This is a genomic window from Actinomycetospora rhizophila, from assembly GCF_042657905.1.
GTDB lineage: Bacteria > Actinomycetota > Actinomycetes > Mycobacteriales > Pseudonocardiaceae > Actinomycetospora > Actinomycetospora rhizophila.
Map to the genome: position 1 here is coordinate 35,751 of NZ_JBHSKG010000024.1, position 19,341 is coordinate 55,091.

Consider the following 19,341-nt stretch of genomic DNA (forward strand, 5'->3'; position numbering starts at 1 on the left):
CTCGGACCCGTGGCCACGGTGTACGACTGCGAGGACCCGGCGACACGACCCACGGGGCTGGCCGCCGCGGCGGCCGCGGTGCGGGCGGGCCGGCTCGTCGTCACCCCCACCGACACGCTCTACGGCATCGTCGCGGACGCGTTCGACGCCCGCGCGGTGGCCGACCTGCTGGCCGCCAAGCACCGCGGGCCGGACATGCCGCTGGGGGTCCTCGTCGGCAGCTGGTCGACGATCGACGGGCTGGTCGGCTCGGTGCCCCCGGTCGCGCGCGACCTCGTCGAGGCGTTCTGGCCCGGCGGGCTCTCGATCGTCCTGCCGCACGCGCCGAGCCTGGCCTGGGACCTCGGCACCACGCGCGGCACCGTGATGCTGCGGATGCCGCTGCACCCGGTGGCCCTCGAGCTGCTGCGCGAGGTCGGGCCCCTGGCGCAGAGCAGCGCGAACGTCTCCGGGCAGCCGCCGGCGACCACCGCGCAGGAGGCGCGCGACCAGCTCGGCGACGCGGTCGAGGTCTACCTCGACGGCGGGGTCTGCGCGTCCGGCGTGGGCTCGACGATCGTCGACCTCACCGGCGAGACGCCCCGCCTGCGCCGCGAGGGCGCGGTCAGCGCCGAGGACGTGTCGCGGGTGGTCGGCGTCCCGGTGACCCTGTGAGCAGGGCTGTGAGCTAGCTACCACGGGGGCAGCCCGCGCCGGTGAAGGGCCGGTAACGTGCGGGGACATGGCAGCCGACTCGCAGCACTTCTGGGGCCCGGACTACGACGCGCTGAAGGCCGTCGACCCCGAGATCGCCCAGGTCGTCGACGACGAGCTCACCCGGCTGCGCGGCGGGCTCCAGCTCATCGCGAGCGAGAACCTCACCAGCCCGGCGGTGCTGGCCGCGCTCGGGTCGACGCTGTCGAACAAGTACGCCGAGGGCTACCCGGGGCGCCGCTACTACGGCGGCTGCGAGGTCGTCGACCAGGCCGAGCTGATCGGCATCGACCGCGCCAAGAAGCTCTTCGGCGCCGAGCACGCCAACCTGCAGCCGCACTCGGGCGCCAACGCCAACCTGGCGGTGTACGCGGCGTTCTGCCGGCCGGGCGACAAGGTGCTGGCGATGAGCCTGCCCCACGGCGGGCACCTCACCCACGGCGCGAAGGTCAGCTTCTCGGGCAAGTGGTTCGAGCCGGTGCCCTACACCGTGCGCGAGGACGACGGGCTCATCGACTACGACCAGGTGCGCGACCTGGCGCTCGAGCACCGCCCGAAGATGATCGTCGCGGGGGCCACCGCCTACCCGCGCCTCATCGACTTCGAGAAGTTCCGCGCCATCGCCGACGAGGCCGGCGCGATCCTCTGGGTCGACGCCGCCCACTTCATCGGCCTCGTCGCCGGCCAGGCGATCCCCAGCCCGGTGCCCTACGCCGACGTCGTCACGTTCACGACGCACAAGGTCCTGCGCGGGCCGCGCGGCGGCATGCTCGTCTCGAAGGCCGAGCACGCGAAGGCGCTGGACAAGGCCGTGTTCCCGTTCCTCCAGGGCGGTCCGCTGATGCACGCGGTGGCCGGCAAGGCCGTCGCGCTCGCCGAGGCCGCCACCGCGGACTACCAGCGCTACGCGCGGCAGGTCATCGCCAACGCGCAGGCGCTCACCTCCGCGCTCGAGACCCAGGGGATGCGCGCCATCTCCGGGGGCACCGACACACACCTCGCGCTGCTCGACCTGCAGCCGCTCGGGGTCACCGGCAAGGAGGCCGAGGCCCGCAGCGGGCTCGCCGGGATCACGCTCAACAAGAACGCCATCCCGTACGACCCGCAGCCGCCGATGACCGCGTCGGGCATCCGTGTCGGCTCGCCGTCGATCACCACGCAGGGCATGACCGAGGCCGAGATGGGTGACGTCGCCCGCCTCATCGCGTCGGCGATCACCGCCGACGAGACCACCGACGTCGGCACGAAGACCCTGGCCGAGGTGCGCGAGGAGGTCGGCACCCTGGTGTCACGCTTCCCGGCGTACGCGCGCTAGACCGCGACCGACCGGCCGCGACACGGGTGCACTGACGGTCCGCGCACGGGCCCGGGGCTACCCTCGGGTTCCGTGGGCCCGTCAGCGGACTTCGCCCCGATGGGGCTACCGATCCGGGAGTACCTCCTGGTCGGGTTGTCCGCCGCGGTCGTCACCTACCTGCTGACCGGCCTGGTGCGCCGTTTCGCGCTGCGCATCGGCGCGATCGCGGTGCCCCGCGGGCGCGACGTGCACACCATCCCGATCCCGCGCCTCGGCGGCGTCGGCATCTACCTCGGCGTCGTCGGGGGCGTGTTCGTGGCCTCGCAGCTGCCGGTGCTGCGCCGCGCCTTCGACTACTCCAACGAGACGCTCGCCGTGCTCGTCGCCGGCGGCGTCATCGTGCTGGTCGGGGTGCTCGACGACCGCTTCGGCCTCGACGCGCTGACCAAGCTCGCCGGCCAGGCCACCGCGGCGGGCGTGCTGGTGCTCATGGGCGTGCAGTGGACCGCGATCTACCTGCCGTGGGGCGGCACCGGCGGGAGCACCGGCTCGGTGCTGCTGCTCGGCCAGGACCAGGGCGTGCTCATCACGGTGTTCCTGTGCGTCCTGCTCATCAACGCGATGAACTTCGTCGACGGGCTCGACGGGCTCGCCGCGGGCATCGGGACGATCGCGGCCACCGCCACGTGCGCGTTCGCCCTCGGCCTGCTCGGCCAGCAGAACGGCGACGTCAACGCCTACCCGCCCGCGCTCATCGCCGCGGTCCTGGCCGGGGCCCTCGCGGGGTTCCTGCCCCACAACTTCCAGCCCGCGCGCCTGTTCATGGGCGACTCGGGCTCGATGTTCATCGGCCTCACGCTCGCCGCGGCCACCACCACGGCCTCCGGGCGCACCAACTACTCGACCACCGGCGCCACCGGTGCGCTCGCGCTGGTCACGCCCCTGATCGTGGTCGCCGCGGTGGTGTTCGTGCCGCTGCTCGACCTGCTGCTCGCCGTCGTCCGCCGGACCCGCGCGGGCACCAGCCCCTTCGCGCCGGACAAGATGCACCTGCACCACCGGCTGCTCGAGATCGGCCACTCCCAGCGCCGCGCCGTGCTCCTGATCTACCTGTGGGCGGGCGTGCTGTCGTTCGGGGCCGTGGCCCTCGCGCTGGTCGACAACGCGTTCCTCGTGATCTGGATGGTCACCGCGGGCGTGCTCGTCGCCGTCCTGGCCTCCGCCGTCCCGCGCCTGCGCGCCCGCGCCTGACCGGCGCTCCCCGAGAGGAAAGACCCCGATGACCAGCCCCGAGTCGCCCGACCCGACCCCGCAGACGCCTCCGACCCCGCAGACGCCTCCGACCCCGCAGACGCCGCCGACCCCGTCCTCGGCGACCCCGCACGCGACCCCCGCCACGACCGCGCAGGTGCTCGAGGCCAGCTCAGCGATGCTGCGCGGCGGCCTGTGGCCCGCGGTGGTCGTCGCGGTGCTGGCCGCGGTGGTGGCGGGCCTGCTCGCCGGCGTCACCGGGGTCGTGGCGGCGATCGTGGGCGCGGTCGTCGTCATCGCCGTCTGCGCGCTCGGGCCGCTGGTGATGCGCTGGACGGCGGCCGCCGACCCGATGGTCGTCATGGCCGCGGCGCTGGTGAGCATGATGGGCAAGCTCGGCCTGCTGCTGGTCATCTTCCTGGTGCTGCAGGCGCTCGAGGTCGTCGACACCCGCATCGCCGCGCTCGCCCTGGGCCCGACGGCCATCGCCTTCATCGTCGGCGAGGTCATCGCGTACGCCCGGAAGCCGGGGCCCACGATCGCGGTGTGATGTGCGTCCCAGAGGGCTCCGACCTGGGGTAGAGCCTCCGACGGCCCGTAGTGGACTGCGACGAACGTGCTGATATGGTGCGCCTCGATGGCGCAGGACAGCCTCCGCGGAGATGCGGGACGCACCCCTCCGCAGGGGTCCGACCACTCCCCGTCCGAGGCATGGACGGTCCTTTCCCACCTGATCACCGGAATCCTGGTGTTCGGAGGGCTGGGATGGGTACTCGACGCCCTGCTCTCGACGCGCTGGTTCCTCCTCGTCGGCCTGCTGGCCGGCGGGGCTGCATCCATCGCGTTGATCTACATCCGATACCTTTACGTCCCCCCCGACCCCCCTCGACCCGGTGAACCCGCCGGCCCGGAGGACCGGAAGGAGCAGCACGGGTGATCTCGTCGTTGGTGACGCAGGTGCCGGCGCCGCCGGTCCCGCCCGGCACGCCGGCCGAGGGCTTCAAGGCGCCCGGTGTCGAGGACTTCAACCTCCCCCCGATCTTCGAGGGCATCCCCGTCCTCGAGTGGGTCGACAAGGTCTCGATCCAGTTCATCGTGGCCGCGCTCTTCGTGTGGGCCTTCTTCGCGCTGGCGACGAAGGACCCGAAGGTCGTGCCGGGGCGCCTGCAGTTCCTCGCGGAGAAGTTCCAGGGCATCGTGCGCGACCAGATCGCGCGCGACAACATCGGCCCCGAGTTCCGCAAGTACGTGCCCTACCTGGTCGCGCTGTTCGCGTTCATCCTGGTGAACAACGTCTTCGGGATCCTGCCGTTCGTGCAGTTCCCGTCGTTCTCGCACCCGGGCATGGCGTACGCGCTCGCGGCCATCACATGGCTGATCTACAACTACGTCGGCATCAAGAAGCAGGGCTTCGGCGGCTACGTCCGGCTCATGACGTGGCCCCCCGGCGTGCCGGGCTGGGTCCGGGTGATCCTGACCCCGATCGAGTTCCTCTCGAACTTCATCCTGCGGCCGGTCACGCTCTCGCTGCGGTTGTTCGGCAACATGCTCGCCGGCCACCTGCTGCTGCTGGTCTTCATCTTCGGCGGCGAGTACATGCTCACCGTCGCGGACGACCTCGTCCTCAACGTCCTGTCGCCGTTCGCGTTCCTCTTCGCGATCGTCATGACGTTCTTCGAGGCCTTCATCCAGGTGGTGCAGGCCTACATCTTCACCGTCCTCACGGCGTCGTACATCGGTGCGTCGCTGGCCGACGAGCACTAGCGAGCACGACGCACGACCACCGGGTCGCCGCAACCACCGGCGCCGTCCTTCCCCCGATCAGAGAACGAACACCGGAAAGGAACCCCTCATGGTTCAGGGCAGCCTCAACATGGTCGGCTACGGCCTCTCCGCCGTCGGCCCCGGTATCGGCGTCGGCATCGTCTTCGCGGCGTTCATCAACGGCGTGGCCCGCCAGCCCGAGGCCCGTGGCCAGCTGCAGACCATCGCGTTCATCGGCTTCGCGCTCTCCGAGGCGCTGGCCATCATCGGTCTGGTGCTCGCGTTCGCCATCTGATTCCCCCTGACCGGTCGCCGGAGGGGCGGGAGGTGAACACATGAGTGCCATCGAGGTGCTCGCCGAGCAGCCGGCGGGCGAGCCGTACGCCGCGTTCCCGCACGTCGCGGAGATCATCGTCGGCCTGATCGCCTTCTCGCTGCTCGTCTACGTGATCGGCAAGTTCGCGTGGCCGAACGTCGTGACCTCGCACGAGGACACGAAGAAGCAGATCGAGGGCGGGATCGCCAAGGCCGAGGCCATGGAGGCCGACGCCAAGGCGGAGCTCGCGCGCAGCCGGGAGCGGCTGGCCGGGGTCGACGACGAGACCGCGCGTATCCGGGACGACGCCCGGGCCGACGCGGAGCGCATCGGCCAGGACATGGACGCCAGGGCCCAGGACGAGGCCGAGCGCGTCCGCGCCCAGGGGCAGCAGTCCCTGGAGGCCTCGCGGTCCCGTGCGATCGCGGAGCTGCGCGCCCAGACCGGGCGCGAGTCCGTCGAGCTGTCCCGGCGCATCGTGACCTCGGCGCTGTCCGACGACGCGAGCAAGGGTCAGAGCGTCGACCGCTTCCTCGACGAGCTCGAGGCCATGGGCGGGTCGTCGGACGACCCCGACAGGTCCGTCATCAGCGGGAACGGAGCGCAGACGTGAGCGCTACCAGCGGTCTCCTGGCCGACTTCCACGCCGCGAGCCGTGACGCGCTCGACGCCACCCGTCGCCGCTTCGACGAGTCCACGGCCCAGGCGTCGGCGGGCGACCTCGGCACGGTCGCCGAGCAGCTCGACGCCGTCGCGGACCTGCTGCGGCGCGAGGCGGTGCTGCGGCGCACGCTCGCCGACTCGTCGCGCCCCGCCGAGGACCGTGAGGGCCTGGCGGACCGCCTGGTGGGCCGGCAGGTCACCTCGGCGACCGCCGACGTCGTGCGCACCGCGGTGTCGTCGGCGTGGTCGCGTCCCGACGACCTGGTCTCCGGCCTGCGCATCGTCGCCCGCGAGGCCCTGCTCGCCTCGGCCGAGCGGGACGGCCGTCTCGACGCCGTCGAGGACGAGCTGTTCCGTCTCGGGCGCATCGTCGCCGCGCAGCCCGACCTCGAGCGCCTGCTCGGCGACCCCGCGGCGGACGCCGAGGGCAAGCAGCAGGTGCTCGACACGCTGCTCGCCGACAAGGCCGAGCCCACCACCCGCAAGCTCGCCGCCCAGCTCGTGGCCCACCCCGTGGGCCGCGGCATCGCCCAGGGCCTCGAGCGCCTCGCCGAGCTCGCGGCCGAGCGCCGGGAGCGGTCGGTCGCGACCGTGCGCTCCCCGATCGCCCTGTCCGACCAGCAGCAACGACGACTGGCCGATGCCCTCACGCGCATCTACCGTCGGGACATCACCCTGCACCTCGAGGTCGACCCCGGTCTGGTCGGTGGTCTCGTGATCCAGGTGGGGGACGAGGTCATCGACGGCAGCGTGGCCGGCCGGCTCGACGAACTGAGCCGCCGGCTCGGCTGAGCCCCCAGCACGTGACCCCTAACGACTAGCGAGAGCGGAAGCCATGGCCGAGTTGACCATCACCTCCGACGAGGTCCGTAGCGCGATCGAGGACTACGTGTCCTCGTACTCCGCGGACTCGACCCGTCAGGAAGTCGGCATCGTCACCTCGACGGGTGACGGCATCGCGTACGTCGAGGGTCTGCCCTCGACGATGACGAACGAGCTCCTCGAGTTCCCCGGAGGCGTGCTGGGCCTGGCCCAGAACCTCGAGGAGCGCGAGATCGGCGTCGTCATCCTCGGTGAGTACGAGACCATCGAGGAGGGGCAGCAGGTCACGCGCACCGGGCGCGTGCTCTCGGTGCCGGTCGGCGACGGCTTCATGGGCCGGGTCGTCGACCCGCTCGGCCAGCCGCTCGACGGCCTCGGCGAGATCGAGGCCGAGGGTGAGCGCGAGATGGAGCTGCAGGCCGCCTCGGTCGTGCAGCGCAAGGAGGTCAAGCAGCCGCTGCAGACCGGGATCAAGGCCATCGACGCCATGACCCCGATCGGCCGCGGCCAGCGCCAGCTGATCATCGGTGACCGCAAGACCGGCAAGACCGCGGTCTGCACGGACACGATCATCAACCAGCGCGAGGCCTGGGAGACCGGCGACCCCGAGCAGCAGGTCCGCTGCGTCTACGTCGCCGTCGGCCAGAAGGGCACCACGATCGCCGGTGTCCGCCAGGCGCTCGAGGACGCCGGCGCGATGGAGTACACGACCATCGTCGCCGCGCCCGCCTCCGACCCCGCGGGCTTCAAGTACATCGCCCCGTACGCCGGCTCCGCGATCGCGCAGCACTGGATGTACCAGGGCAAGCACACCCTGATCGTCTTCGACGACCTGTCGAAGCAGGCCGAGGCCTACCGCGCGATCTCGCTGCTGCTGCGCCGCCCGCCGGGCCGCGAGGCCTACCCGGGCGACGTCTTCTACCTGCACTCGCGGCTGCTCGAGCGCTGCGCGAAGCTCTCCGACGACCTCGGCGCGGGCTCGCTGACCGGCCTGCCGATCGTCGAGACCAAGGGCGGCGACATCGCGGCCTACATCCCGACGAACGTCATCTCGATCACCGACGGCCAGTGCTTCCTCGAGGCCGACCTGTTCAACCAGGGCCAGCGGCCCGCGCTGAACGTCGGAAACTCGGTGTCGCGCGTCGGTGGGTCCGCGCAGGTCAAGGCCATGCGCTCGGTCGCCGGCCGCCTGCGCGTCGACCTGGCGCAGTACCGCGAGCTCGAGTCGTTCGCGGCCTTCGGCTCCGACCTTGACCCCACCAGCCAGGCGCAGCTCGACCGCGGCGCCCGCCTCATGGAGCTGCTCAAGCAGGGCCAGGGCGAGCCGTACCCGGTCGAGGAGGAGGTCGTGAGCATCTTCCTCGGCACCCGTGGTCACCTCGACTCGGTGCCCGTCGAGGACGTCGCCCGCTTCGAGACCGAGTTCCTCGAGCACGTCCGGCGCGACGGCGGCATCCTCGCCGAGATCCGCGACACCGGGCAGCTCTCCGACGAGAACGAGGAGCGGCTGACCAAGGCCGTCTCCGACTTCAAGGAGCAGTTCTCCACCGGGTCGGGCGAGGGCGTGGCCGACGACGGCGGCAGCGGCGAGCTCCTCGGCGAGAACGAGTCCGGGACGGACTCCGACGAGGGCCCGAGCGAGTCGTCGGACGACTCGGAGACCGACGCCTCGTCCAACTCGTCCACCACCCAGGGCTCGGGGAGCTAGGCCCTATGGCTGCATCCCTCCGCGTCCTGCGACGGCGCATCCGGTCGACCAAGAACATCGCCCAGATCACGAAGGCGATGGAGATGGTCGCGGCCTCGCGCATCGCGAAGGCGCAGGCCCGCGTCCACGCGGCGCGTCCGTACTCCGACGAGTTCACCCACGTGCTGACCACGGCGGCGAAGGCGGGGGCGAGCGACCACCCGCTGCTCGTCGCCCGCGAGGAGCCCAGCCGGGCCGGCGTGCTCGTCATCACCAGCGACCGCGGTCTGTGCGGCGGCTACAACGCGAACGTGCTGCGCGAGGCCGAGCGGGTCCTGCGCGAGCAGTCCGACGCCGGCAAGCAGACCTCGCTGTTCGTCATCGGGGGCAAGGGCGTCGCGTACTTCCGCTTCCGCAACCGGGAGACCGCGGGGCAGTGGACGGGCTTCTCCGAGGTCCCCGACTACCCGAACGCGGCCCAGGCGGCGGACACGCTGACCGCGACGTTCCTCGCCGGCGGCGACGAGACGGTGCAGCGCCCGTCCGACGACGACGAGAGCGGCGACGGCGAGGGCGGCTCGTCGCGCTCGGTGTCGTTCGTCCCGCCGCAGGACGCGGAGGGTCTGGACGGGGTGGACGAGCTGCACGTGGTGTTCACCGCGTTCAACTCGGTCGCGAGCCAGACCGTCGTGTCTCGGCAGATCGCCCCGCTGGAGCTCGAGGACGACGAGTCCTCCGAGGACGAGTCCTCGAGCAGCTCCGAGGAGCGGGAGGCCGAGTACGAGTTCGAGCCGGAGCCCGAGGTGCTCTTCGACCGGCTCATGCCCAAGTACCTCCGCGCGCGCGTGTTCGCGGCCCTGCTCGACGCGGCGGCGTCGGAGTCCGCGGCCCGGCAGCGCGCCATGAAGGCCGCGACCGACAACGCCAACGACCTGGTCGACAACCTGACCCGTGAGGCGAACCAGGCGCGCCAGGCCCAGATCACGCAGGAGATCAGCGAGATCGTTGGCGGCGCCAACGCCCTCGCCGAGTAGGGGAGCTGACGATGACCCAGTCCACCGCCACGGCCGAGGGCACCGAGCAGGGCTCGCCTGGTGCCGACGGCCGCATCACCCGCATCCTCGGGCCCGTCGTCGACGTGGAGTTCCCGCGCGGCGAGGTGCCCGACCTGTTCACCGCCCTGAACATCGACGTGACCCTGTCCGGCGTCACGAAGAAGCTGACGCTCGAGGTCGCCCAGCACCTCGGTGACGGCCAGGTGCGCACGATCTCCATGCAGCCCACCGACGGTGCGGTGCGCGGCCAGGACGTGCGCAGCACCGGCGGCCCGATCTCGGTGCCCGTCGGCGACGTCGTCAAGGGCCACCTGTTCAACACCCTCGGCGACTGCCTCGACGAGCCGGGCTACGCCTCGGACGCCGAGCGCTGGGGCATCCACCGCGACCCGCCGCCGTTCGAGCAGCTCGAGGGCAAGACCTCGGTGCTGTGGACGGGCCTGAAGGTCGTGGACCTGCTCACCCCGTACGTCGAGGGCGGCAAGATCGGCCTGTTCGGCGGCGCCGGCGTGGGCAAGACCGTCCTCATCCAGGAGATGATCCAGCGCATCGCCCGCAACTTCGGCGGCACCTCGGTGTTCGCCGGCGTGGGCGAGCGGACCCGCGAGGGCAACGACCTCTGGGTGGAGCTCGGCGAGGCGGACGTCCTCAAGGACACCGCGCTGGTCTTCGGTCAGATGGACGAGCCGCCGGGCACCCGCATGCGCGTCGCGCTCTCCGCGCTGACGATGGCGGAGTACTTCCGCGACGTGCAGGAGCAGGACGTGCTCCTGTTCATCGACAACATCTTCCGGTTCACGCAGGCCGGCCAGGAGGTCTCGACGCTGCTGGGCCGCATGCCCTCGGCGGTGGGCTACCAGCCGACCCTGGCCGACGAGATGGGCGAGCTGCAGGAGCGGATCACCTCGACCCGCGGCCGCTCGATCACCTCGATGCAGGCGATCTATGTGCCCGCCGACGACTACACCGACCCGGCGCCGGCCACCACGTTCGCCCACCTGGACGCGACCACCGAGCTCTCCCGGTCGGTGTTCGCCAAGGGCATCTTCCCGGCCGTGGACCCGCTGACCTCGACCTCGACGATCCTCGACGCCCAGTACGTCGGCGAGGACCACTACCGGGTCGCCCGCGAGGTCATCCGCATCCTGCAGCGCTACAACGACCTGCAGGACATCATCGCCATCCTCGGCATCGACGAGCTCTCCGAGGAGGACCGCCTCACCGTCGCACGCGCGCGGCGCATCGAGCGCTTCCTCGGGCAGAACATGTACGCCGCCGAGCAGTTCACCGGCGAGCCGGGCTCGTTCGTCGACGTCAAGGACACCGTCGAGGCGTTCGACAAGATCACCAAGGGCGAGTACGACAACGCGCCCGAGCAGGCGTTCGCCATGAGCGGCGGTCTCGACGACGTCGAGGCGAACATCAAGAAGTACCAGTCCTGATGGCCGAGATGGAGGTCGCCATCGTCGGCGTCGAGAAGCGGCTGTGGTCGGGCCAGGCGAGCTTCGTCTCGGCCCGCACGGTCGAGGGCGACATCGGTCTGCTGCCCGGGCACCAGCCGATGATCGCCGCGCTCGACGAGGCCGGCGTGGTGCGGATCGACCCGACCGACGGCGAGTCGTTCCACGCGGCCGTCTTCGGCGGGTTCCTCTCGGTCACCGCGGAGTCGGTGACGGTCCTGGCCGAGCTCGCCGAGCTGGCCTCCGAGATCGACGTCGCCGCGGCGCGCGACGAGCTGCAGCGCGCCGAGGGCGGCGGCGACGACGTCGACGACACGGCCGCGGCCGCCGCACGGGCACGCGCCCGCCTGCGGGCCGCCGGCGAGAACCCCGGCCGCTGAGGGAGGGCGAGCAGCACCGGTGGGGACGACGATGATCGCCGAGCTGGCGGCCATCGTGGTGCTCGCGGTGCTGCTCGTCATCCTGTTTCTGCTGCTGCGCCGCGTCCGGCTGCTGCGCAAGGGCGGCGTCGACGTCGCCCTGCGCGAGCGGCGCGACCCCGACGACGGGCGCGGCTGGCACTCGGGTCTCGGGCGCTACCGCGGCGACGAGTTCCGCTGGTACCGCATCAGCGGGCTGCGCTCCGGACCCAACGTGGTCCTCGACCGCACCCGCCTCGAGATCGTCGACCGCCGCGCCCCCGTGGCCGGCGAGATGCACCCCGCCGGCTCGACCGTGCTGCTGTGCCGCGAGGGCGGGCGGGAGTGGGAGCTCGCCATCGGCGCCGACGCGCTGACGGGCTTCTCGTCCTGGCTGGAGTCCATCCCGCCGGGACGGAGCACGGGGTACCGGCAGGCGAGCTGACCCGTCAGGCGCGCGCGGCGTCGACGGCGGCGACCAGGGCGTCGCGGAAGCGCTGCACGTCCGGGTCGATGGCGATCGGGAGCTGGTAGGTGGCGCGCTTCATGCCCCCGAGCGGCGTGCTCGTCACCGGGATCGACTTCGCGGGCATCGCCAGGCGCGCCGTGGCCGCCTTCGCGGAGCCCGTGTCCGTCGCGACCTCGAGCTGCTCGAGCCGGTGGAAGCGCACCCGCGCGCCCGGGTCGGTCTCGGCGTCGTCGCTCTGCCGGTGGGCGACGATCAGCAGATCCGGGGTCAGCAGCATCTCGACGACGTAGCGGTCCGAGGTCGGGCCGCCGCGCGACTCCCGGTTCATCGTCTCCTCGTCGGTGCGCAGCCCGTGGGTGACGGCGGGCAGCGGGTCGTCCAGCCCCCGCGCGCGCCCCTGCCCCCGCACGAACTCCGCGAACGACGGCGGGAGGTCGTCGACGGTGATGGCGTGAGACATGAGGTTGCGCGCACCCACGACCTCACCGTGCTGGGGCGGGCAGCGAGGGTCAAGGACGCGGCCGGGGCCGGCGGGGTGCGGGTGTCCCAGCCTGGCGGCCAGGCTGACGTTCAGCGTCAGGGGAGCCCCCACGATCACCGGCGCCGCCACCCGTGTCGCTCGCCGGCGGAGCTGACGTCGATGTCGCGGATGTCGTCCTTCTGCGCTAGAATCGAACATATGAGCGAACGGGTGGGACCGGCCGAGCGGGAGCTGCTCGAGCGCACCCGCACGCGCCTGGTCGCTCGCAACGTCGAGCACTACCGCCTGCTCGTGGAGGTCGCCGAGCTCGACCGTCAGGGCGTCGCCGAGCGCACCGGCGACCGGCTGGTCGAGCGGCTCGTCCAGGACCTCGGGCGCTGTGACCGCGCGGAGGCGATGCGGCTGGTCGACGAGGCCCGCGATCTCGTGCCGCGCGTCGAGCTGTCCGGGGAGCCGCTGCCGCCCCGCCTCCCGCACACCGCCGCGGCGCTGGCCGCCGGCGCGATCGGCGACGCCCACGTCGTCGTCATCCGCCGGGCCATGCGCCGTCTCGCGGCCGTGGAGCACCTCGACCCCGCGGTCGTGACCGACGCGGAGCAGGCGCTCGCGGAGCACGCCCGCGAGCTCTCACCGAACGGGCTGGGCAAGGTGGCCGACCGCCTGCTCGCCCGCCTGGACCCCGACGGCGCCGCGCCTGATCCGGGGAAGGGTCGGTCGGACGGGGTGCAGCTGCTGCGGCGCCGTGACGGCACCCTCGACCTGAGGGCTGTCATCGCCGACGCCGCCGCGGCCGCGATGATCGACGAGGGCTTCGACGTCATGTCGACCCCGGCCGGGCCCGACGACCCGCGGGACCTGCCGAGACGCCGGGCGGACGCGTTCAAGGAGCTGTTCGCCGCCGCGCACGGCCCGGGCGGGCTGATCACCGACACCCGCCGCGAAGGAACGCCGGACGAGGGCGAGGGCGCCGATGCCGGCTCGCCGGACCCCGATGCCACCGCGCCCGAGGCCGACGGCGTCCAGGGCGCTCTCGTCCCCGCGCCCCGACGCCCCGAGCGGGCGTCCGCGCCGGCGGGTGCCGGCCGGGCCCTGCTGACGATCACGATCGACCACCGGTGGCTCCGTCGGGCGACCGGATACGGGACGCTGGACGACGAGGCCCTCGTCGACGTACACACCGTCCGGCGGTGGGCGTGCGACGCCGATGTCGTGCCGATGGTGCTGGGCACGCGCTCCGAGCCCCTCGACGTCGGGCGGCGCTCCCGCACGGTCACCGACGCCATCCGCCGGGCGCTCAACGTCCGCGACGGCGGCTGCGCGTTCCCTGGCTGCACCCGGCGTCCCCGCCGCTGCCACGCCCACCACATCGTCCACTGGATCGCGGGTGGCGCCACGGCCCTCGACAACCTGGTGCTGCTCTGCTCGCACCACCACCAGGTGGTCCACCACGGCCACTGGCGGGTCGAGATGGTCCACGGCCGGCCCTGGTTCACCCCGCCGGCCTGGATCGACCTCGACCGGCGACCGAGGATCGGCGGGCGACCACCCCCGCCGGCCCCGGGTCAGGCCCAGATGCCGTCGCGCTCGTAGAGCCGGCGCAGCTCGATGATGTGGTCGCGCATGGCCTCCTCGGCCTCGCCCGCGCGTCCCTCGGCGATGTGCTCGGCGATCTCGCGGTGGCACGCGTCGACCTTGTCCCACTCGCCCGCCTCGACGCCCGCGCGGCGCAGGCGCGTGCGCAGGACGTCGTTCACCGGCTGGCCCATGAGCGTGAGCATGAGGTTGCCCGTGGCCATGAGCAGCGTGGTGTGGAAGTCGAGGTGCCCGACGAAGCCGCTCGGATCACGGTCGTCGCGCGGCGCGGCGGCGGCGGACCGGACGGCCTCGACGGTCTCGGCGTCGGCGCGCTGCGCGGCCAGGCGGGCGGCGGCGGGCTCGAGCAGCAGCCGGGCCTCGAGGAGGTCGCTGACGTGCAGCTGTGGCGTCATCACGAGCACGCCGAGCGCGCTGCCCACGTCCTCGACCACGCGCGCGGGGTCGGGCTCGCTGACGAACGTGCCGCCCTGCACGCCGCGGTGGGTCTCGACGAGGTGCTGGCTGGAGAGCACCCGCAAAGCCTCGCGGGCGGTGCTGCGGCTGACCCCGAACGCCCGCCCGAGCTCCGCCTCGTTGGGCAGCCGGGTGCCCGCGGGCAGGCTGCCGGCGAGGATCTGGGTGCGCAGCTCGTCGGCCACCTGTCGGTAGGCCGGACGGACACGCTGCACCCGCAGGTGGGCGACGGGTGCAGGCGAGCCGGTCGTGCCGGGAGTGGGCGGCTGCGCGGGCACGGAAGTGAGCGTAGACGGTCGGACGATCCTTGTGGGGAAAACGTCTGACCTTTAGCGTCCCGGAGCATGGCCGTGGTCGCGGGGTGGCAGGGACGCTTCTTCGAGGACTTCGTGGTCGGTGACGTCTACCAGCACCCGCTGGGGCGCACGATCACCGAGACCGACAACACCTGGTTCACGTTGCTGACGATGAACACGAACCAGGCGCACTTCAACGCGCAGGTGGGCGCCGACTCCGAGTTCGGGCGCATGATCGTGGCCTCGCCGCTGACGATCTCGATCGTGCTCGGGCAGTCGGTGTCGGACACCAGCCAGAACGCCTTCGCCAACCTGGGGATCGACGAGCTGCGGCTGACCACCCCCGTGTTCGCGGGCGACACGCTCTGGTCGGAGTCGCTGGTGCTCGAGACGCGGGAGTCGAAGAGCCGCCCGGACGCGGGGATCGTGCGCGTGCGCAGCCGCGGGCTCAACCAGGACGGCGTCGAGGTGCTGACGTTCAAGCGTGCCTTCTACGTCCACCGCCGCGACGCCCCGCGCGCCGCGTCGCACTTCCCGCAGGCCGCGGTGCCGCTGTCCCTGGAGAACGAGGCGCTGGAGAACGAGACCCGGGAGAACGAGCAGTGAGGCCGCTCGAGGACATCCGGATCATCTCGCTCGAGCAGTACGGGGCGGGGCCGTTCGGCTCGATGCACCTGGCCGAGCTGGGCGCCGAGGTCGTCAAGATCGAGGACCCGACGTCGGGCGGCGACGTCGGGCGCTACGTCCCGCCGTACGCGCAGGACGGGGACTCGCTGTTCTTCGAGTCGTTCAACAAGAACAAGTCCTCGGTGCTGCTCGACATCCGCACGCCGGCGGGGCGCGAGGTGTTCCACGACCTCGTGCGCTCCGCCGACGCCGTCTACTCGAACCTGCGCGGCGACGTCCCCGCGAAGCTCGGGATCCGCTACTCCGACCTGCAGGACGTCAACCCGCGGATCGTCTGCTGCTCGCTGACCGGGTTCGGGATGACCGGGCCGCGGGCGGGGGAGCCGGGCTACGACTACGTCCTGCAGGCCCTCGGCGGGTGGATGTCGCTGACCGGCGAGCCCGGCGGGGCGCCGCAGAAGGCGGGCCTGTCGCTCGTCGACTACAGCGGCGGGTTCGTCGCGGCGATCTCGCTGCTGGCCGCGATCCACGCCGCCCGCCGCGACGGCGTCGGGACCGACTGCGACGTCAGCCTCTACGACACCGCGGTGAGCCTGCTGACCTACCCGGCGACGTGGCACCTCACCGAGGGTTACGAGCCGGCGCGCACCCACCACTCCGCCCACCCCTCGCTCGTGCCGTTCCAGGCGTTCGAGGCCGCCGACGGCTGGCTGGTCGTGGGGTGCGCCAAGGAGAAGTTCTGGCAGCGGCTCACGGTCGTGCTCGAGAACCCGGACCTCGCCACCGACCCCCGCTTCGCCACGTTCCGCGACCGCGACCGGCACCGCGACGTCCTGGTGCCCCTCCTCGAGGACCTGTTCCGCGGGCGCGATGTCGCCACCTGGATCGCCATGATGAGCGCGGCCGGCATCCCGTGCGCGCCGATCCACGACGTCGGCGAGGCCCTGACCGACGAGCACACCGTCGCCCGCGGGCTCATCGCGGAGACCGAGCACCCGCACTGGGGCACCGTGCGGTCGCTGCGCTCACCCGTGCGCGTCGGCCCGCCCGGGGACGACACCCGGCCCGTCCGCGGCGGGCCCGCGATGGGGGAGCACACCGACGCCGTGCTGCGCGGCCTCGGCTACGACGACGAGTGGCTGGACGCGCTCCGTGCTGCTGGGGCCTTCGGGCCAGGAAAGGACTCCTGATGGACTTCCGGCTCAACGACGAGCAGCGGCTCTTCCGCGAGACGCTGCGTTCGTTCGTCGACCGCGAGATCGTGCCGGTCGCGCGCGACTGGGAGCACGAGGGCCGCTACCCGACCGAGATCGTCCAGGGGATGCGCGACCTCGGCCTGTTCGGCCTGGCCGTCCCCGAGGAGTACGGCGGCCTCGCCGCGGACACCGTCTCGTTCGCGCTGACGTTCGAGGAGATCTCGCGCGGCTGGATGGGCATCGCCGGCATCCTCGGCAGCCACTCGGTGTCCTGCTGGATGATCGCCCGCCACGGCACCGACGAGCAGAAGCAGCGCTACCTGCCCGAGCTCGCGACGGGGGAGCGGCGCACCGCGATCGCGCTCACCGAGCCCGGCGCGGGCACCGACCTGCAGAGCATCACCACGACGGCCAAGAAGGACGGCGACGACTACGTCGTCCGCGGCACCAAGATGTGGATCACGAACGCCCGGCACGCCGACCCGCTGCCCGTGCTCGTCAAGACCGACCCGGGCGCGTCCCCGGCGCACCGCGGGATGAGCATGCTGCTCGTCGAGGCGGACTCGCCGGGCCTCGAGATCACCAAGGACATGGGCAAGCTCGGCTACAAGGGCACCGAGTCCTGCGAGGTGGTGCTCGACGACGTGCGGGTGCCGGCCTCGCAGCTGCTCGGCGGCGTCGAGGGCCGTGGGTTGCAGCAGGCGCTCTCGTCGCTGGAGACCGGGCGGATCAACATCGCCGCGCGCTCGGTCGGGATCGCGCAGCGGGCCTACGAGGAATCGCTGGCCTACGCCCGCGAGCGCAGCGCGTTCGGGCAGCCGATCGGCGACTTCCAGGCCGTGCAGCTGCGCCTGTCCGCCATCGCCGTGAAGCTGCAGGCCGCCCGCCTCATGACCTACTGGGCGGCGTCGCGGATGGACGAGGGCGTGCGGATGGACACCGAGTCCGGCATGGCGAAGATCTTCGCGTCGGACGCGGCGCTGGAGTGCGCGACCGACGCCATGCGCATCCACGGCGGCTACGGCTACTCCACGGAGTTCGAGGTCGAGCGGCTGTACCGCGACGCCCCGCTGATGTCGATCGGCGAGGGCACCAACGACATGCTCGGCACGGTCGTCGCGCGGTCGCTGCTGGCGGGGAAGGCGACCATCGGGTGAGCGATGTCCCCGGCGCCGAGGAGCTCGCCGCCCTCGCCGCCCGCCTCGGCTACACCGTCGACGACGAGATCGTGGACGTGATGCGGGCGGCCGTCGAGGCCGCCGAGCCCGCGGTCGCCCGCCTGCGGGCCCGCCCGCTCCCGTCCGACGGCGCCGCCGACCCGGCCCACGGCGATCGGTGGGTGCACCCGTGACCCCGGACGTCACCGACCTGTTGAACGCGTACGCCACGGGGGAGACCGACCCCGTCGAGGCCGTCGACGACGCCCTGACCCGGCTGAAGGCCGCGCACGAAGCGCTGAACTGCACCATCGCCGTGCTCGACGACCGCGCCCGGGCGGCGGCCCGCGAGTCCGCCCGCCGCTGGGCCGACGGCAGCGCGCGCCCGCTGGAGGGCGTCCCGTTCGGGGTCAAGGACGTCATCGACGTGGCGGGGGTGCCGACCACGCAGGGGTCGTGGAACCACGGCGACACCCCGGCGAGCGTGTCGGCGACCGTGGTGCGGCGCCTCGAGGACGCCGGCGCGATCCCGGTCAGCAAGGACGGCACCACCGAGTTCGCCGTCGGCGGGCCGCACCCGCCGCGGTTCGGCGCGGTGCGCAACCCGTGGGACCCGGAGCGCTGGGCGGGCGGGTCGTCGACCGGGTCGGCGGCCGCGGTCGCCGCGCGCGCGGTCCCGTTCGCCCTCGGCACCGACGTCGGTGGTTCGGTGCGCCTGCCGTCGGCGTGGTGCGGGCTCACCGGGCTCAAGCCGACGTCCGGCGCGATCCCGCGCACCGGCGTCTTCCCGCTGTCGTGGACCACCGAGACCGTCGGCCCGCTGGCCCGCAGCGCGCGGGACGTCGCGACACTCTTCGCCGTGCTGCGCGGGCCCGACGGCGCCGACCCCCGCACCGAGCCGCTGCCCCCGCTCGACGTGCCGGCCCGCGACGACCTCACCGGCCTGCGCATCGCCGTGCCCGGCGGCGCGTTCACCGAGCTCTGCGACGCCGCGGTGCGGGCGGGCGTCGACCACCTCGTCGGCGAGCTCGCCGCCGCCGGCGCCGAGGTGGTGCCGGGCGAGGTGCCGTCGGCCGGCGACGCGCTGCCGATCGGCTACCAGATCGTGTTCACCGAGGCGGCCACGCTGCACCGCGTCGACGCCGAGCGCTGGCACACCTACGACCCCGTCGTCGTCCGGCGGATCAGCCAGGGCATCGTCACGCCCGCCGTCGACTACCTGCGCGCCCTGCAGTTCCGCGTCGAGCTGCAGCGCGAGCTCGACGCGGTGTTCGCCGGCGCCGACCTGCTCGTCGTGCCGACCTGCCCGTCGACGGCGCCGCGCCTGCCCGACGGCACGGTGGTCGTGGACGGCGAGGAGTTCCCGCTCTACGCCGCGCAGTCGCGCTCGACGATGCTCGGCAACCTCACCGGCGCGCCCGGCCTCGCCGTGCCGACGGGCCTCGCGCCCGACGGCTGCCCGGTGTCGGCGCAGCTCGTCGCGCCGCCGCACCGCGAGGGGCTCGCGCTGTGGGCGGCGCGCGTGTTCCAGGAGCGGACGACGCACCACCTCCAGGCGCCCCCTTCCGCCCGTTAAACGTCTGACGTATGGTCCTGTGAGGCCAGTCACCCGACAGTCGTCCGCCTCCGGCGCGGCAGCTCCGCTGCGCTACGTGCCGCC

22 protein-coding genes are annotated in these 19,341 nt (G+C 72.7%); 20 read left to right on the forward strand and 2 right to left on the reverse strand.

Annotation, left to right across the window (positions count from 1 at the left end; translation table 11 throughout):
* Positions 1-9: 9 nt before the first annotated feature.
* The 14 genes from ACFPK1_RS29885 (at position 10) to ACFPK1_RS29950 (ending at position 11,851) form a co-directional block, all read left to right on the forward strand.
* Entirely contained in the window at positions 10-654 is a 645-nt protein-coding gene (locus ACFPK1_RS29885; protein ID WP_378024586.1) for an L-threonylcarbamoyladenylate synthase, read from the forward strand.
* 67 nt (positions 655-721) lie between these two features.
* Positions 722-2,008: a serine hydroxymethyltransferase gene (locus ACFPK1_RS29890; RefSeq protein WP_378024587.1), complete on the forward strand. Its 1,287-nt coding sequence runs from the start codon at positions 722-724 to the stop codon at positions 2,006-2,008.
* A gap of 99 nt (positions 2,009-2,107) precedes the next feature.
* Positions 2,108-3,241, forward strand: coding sequence for a glycosyltransferase family 4 protein (locus ACFPK1_RS29895; protein ID WP_378024642.1), 1,134 nt, complete (start codon positions 2,108-2,110; stop codon positions 3,239-3,241).
* A gap of 28 nt (positions 3,242-3,269) precedes the next feature.
* Positions 3,270-3,791 (forward strand): hypothetical protein, encoded by a 522-nt coding sequence (locus ACFPK1_RS29900; RefSeq protein ID WP_378024588.1) that lies wholly within the window; start codon positions 3,270-3,272, stop codon positions 3,789-3,791.
* An 87-nt stretch (positions 3,792-3,878) separates the two neighbouring features.
* Entirely contained in the window at positions 3,879-4,178 is a 300-nt protein-coding gene (locus tag ACFPK1_RS29905) for an AtpZ/AtpI family protein (RefSeq protein WP_378024589.1), read from the forward strand.
* Positions 4,175-5,005 (forward strand): F0F1 ATP synthase subunit A, encoded by an 831-nt coding sequence (gene atpB, locus ACFPK1_RS29910; RefSeq protein ID WP_378024590.1) that lies wholly within the window; start codon positions 4,175-4,177, stop codon positions 5,003-5,005. Before ACFPK1_RS29905 ends, atpB begins: the two co-directional genes overlap by 4 nt.
* A gap of 88 nt (positions 5,006-5,093) precedes the next feature.
* Positions 5,094-5,300: an ATP synthase F0 subunit C gene (gene atpE, locus ACFPK1_RS29915; RefSeq protein WP_116706531.1), complete on the forward strand. Its 207-nt coding sequence runs from the start codon at positions 5,094-5,096 to the stop codon at positions 5,298-5,300.
* Positions 5,301-5,340: 40 nt separating this feature from the next.
* Positions 5,341-5,934, forward strand: a complete 594-nt coding sequence (gene atpF / locus ACFPK1_RS29920) for a F0F1 ATP synthase subunit B (protein ID WP_378024591.1) — start codon at positions 5,341-5,343, stop codon at positions 5,932-5,934.
* Positions 5,931-6,776 (forward strand): F0F1 ATP synthase subunit delta, encoded by an 846-nt coding sequence (locus ACFPK1_RS29925; RefSeq protein WP_378024592.1) that lies wholly within the window; start codon positions 5,931-5,933, stop codon positions 6,774-6,776. The genes atpF and ACFPK1_RS29925 overlap by 4 nt, the downstream gene beginning before the upstream one ends.
* 43 nt (positions 6,777-6,819) lie before the next feature.
* A complete protein-coding gene (gene atpA / locus ACFPK1_RS29930; RefSeq protein ID WP_378024593.1) occupies positions 6,820-8,514 on the forward strand; it encodes a F0F1 ATP synthase subunit alpha in 1,695 nt (564 codons plus the stop codon).
* 5 nt (positions 8,515-8,519) lie between these two features.
* A complete protein-coding gene (locus tag ACFPK1_RS29935) occupies positions 8,520-9,527 on the forward strand; it encodes a F0F1 ATP synthase subunit gamma (protein ID WP_378024594.1) in 1,008 nt (335 codons plus the stop codon).
* A gap of 11 nt (positions 9,528-9,538) precedes the next feature.
* A complete protein-coding gene (gene atpD, locus ACFPK1_RS29940) occupies positions 9,539-10,990 on the forward strand; it encodes a F0F1 ATP synthase subunit beta (RefSeq protein ID WP_378024595.1) in 1,452 nt (483 codons plus the stop codon).
* A complete protein-coding gene (locus ACFPK1_RS29945) occupies positions 10,990-11,388 on the forward strand; it encodes a F0F1 ATP synthase subunit epsilon (protein ID WP_378024596.1) in 399 nt (132 codons plus the stop codon). Before atpD ends, ACFPK1_RS29945 begins: the two co-directional genes overlap by 1 nt.
* 19 nt (positions 11,389-11,407) lie before the next feature.
* Positions 11,408-11,851 carry a DUF2550 domain-containing protein gene (locus tag ACFPK1_RS29950; protein WP_378024597.1) on the forward strand — a complete coding sequence of 148 codons (444 nt, stop codon included), beginning with the start codon at positions 11,408-11,410 and terminating at the stop codon, positions 11,849-11,851.
* 4 nt (positions 11,852-11,855) lie between these two features.
* Here the strand turns inward: ACFPK1_RS29950 and ACFPK1_RS29955 are convergent, their stop codons facing one another.
* Positions 11,856-12,353 carry a hypothetical protein gene (locus ACFPK1_RS29955; RefSeq protein WP_378024598.1) on the reverse strand — a complete coding sequence of 166 codons (498 nt, stop codon included), beginning with the start codon at positions 12,351-12,353 and terminating at the stop codon, positions 11,856-11,858.
* A gap of 201 nt (positions 12,354-12,554) precedes the next feature.
* Between ACFPK1_RS29955 and ACFPK1_RS29960 the strand changes: the two genes are divergently transcribed.
* Positions 12,555-13,946 carry an HNH endonuclease signature motif containing protein gene (locus ACFPK1_RS29960; RefSeq protein WP_378024599.1) on the forward strand — a complete coding sequence of 464 codons (1,392 nt, stop codon included), beginning with the start codon at positions 12,555-12,557 and terminating at the stop codon, positions 13,944-13,946.
* Here the strand turns inward: ACFPK1_RS29960 and ACFPK1_RS29965 are convergent.
* Positions 13,919-14,683 carry a FadR/GntR family transcriptional regulator gene (locus ACFPK1_RS29965; protein WP_378024600.1) on the reverse strand — a complete coding sequence of 255 codons (765 nt, stop codon included), beginning with the start codon at positions 14,681-14,683 and terminating at the stop codon, positions 13,919-13,921. The genes ACFPK1_RS29960 and ACFPK1_RS29965 overlap by 28 nt on opposite strands.
* A 66-nt stretch (positions 14,684-14,749) precedes the next feature.
* On the opposite strand from ACFPK1_RS29965, the gene ACFPK1_RS29970 reads away from it, so the two are divergent.
* From ACFPK1_RS29970 to ACFPK1_RS29990, 5 genes are read left to right on the forward strand one after another with little or no spacing between them, the layout of a single operon-like run.
* Positions 14,750-15,307, forward strand: a complete 558-nt coding sequence (locus ACFPK1_RS29970) for a MaoC family dehydratase (RefSeq protein WP_378024601.1) — start codon at positions 14,750-14,752, stop codon at positions 15,305-15,307.
* Positions 15,304-16,518: a CaiB/BaiF CoA transferase family protein gene (locus ACFPK1_RS29975; RefSeq protein ID WP_378024602.1), complete on the forward strand. Its 1,215-nt coding sequence runs from the start codon at positions 15,304-15,306 to the stop codon at positions 16,516-16,518. The genes ACFPK1_RS29970 and ACFPK1_RS29975 overlap by 4 nt, the downstream gene beginning before the upstream one ends.
* Entirely contained in the window at positions 16,518-17,681 is a 1,164-nt protein-coding gene (locus ACFPK1_RS29980) for an acyl-CoA dehydrogenase family protein (RefSeq protein ID WP_378024603.1), read from the forward strand. The genes ACFPK1_RS29975 and ACFPK1_RS29980 overlap by 1 nt, the downstream gene beginning before the upstream one ends.
* The gene (locus ACFPK1_RS29985) at positions 17,678-17,875 is read left to right on the forward strand and encodes a hypothetical protein (protein ID WP_378024604.1); all 198 of its coding nucleotides are present in this window, start codon (positions 17,678-17,680) and stop codon (positions 17,873-17,875) included. The genes ACFPK1_RS29980 and ACFPK1_RS29985 overlap by 4 nt, the downstream gene beginning before the upstream one ends.
* On the forward strand, positions 17,872-19,257 hold the full coding sequence (locus ACFPK1_RS29990) for an amidase (protein WP_378024605.1): 1,386 nt from the start codon (positions 17,872-17,874) through the stop codon (positions 19,255-19,257). The genes ACFPK1_RS29985 and ACFPK1_RS29990 overlap by 4 nt, the downstream gene beginning before the upstream one ends.
* Positions 19,258-19,341 lie beyond the last annotated feature (84 nt).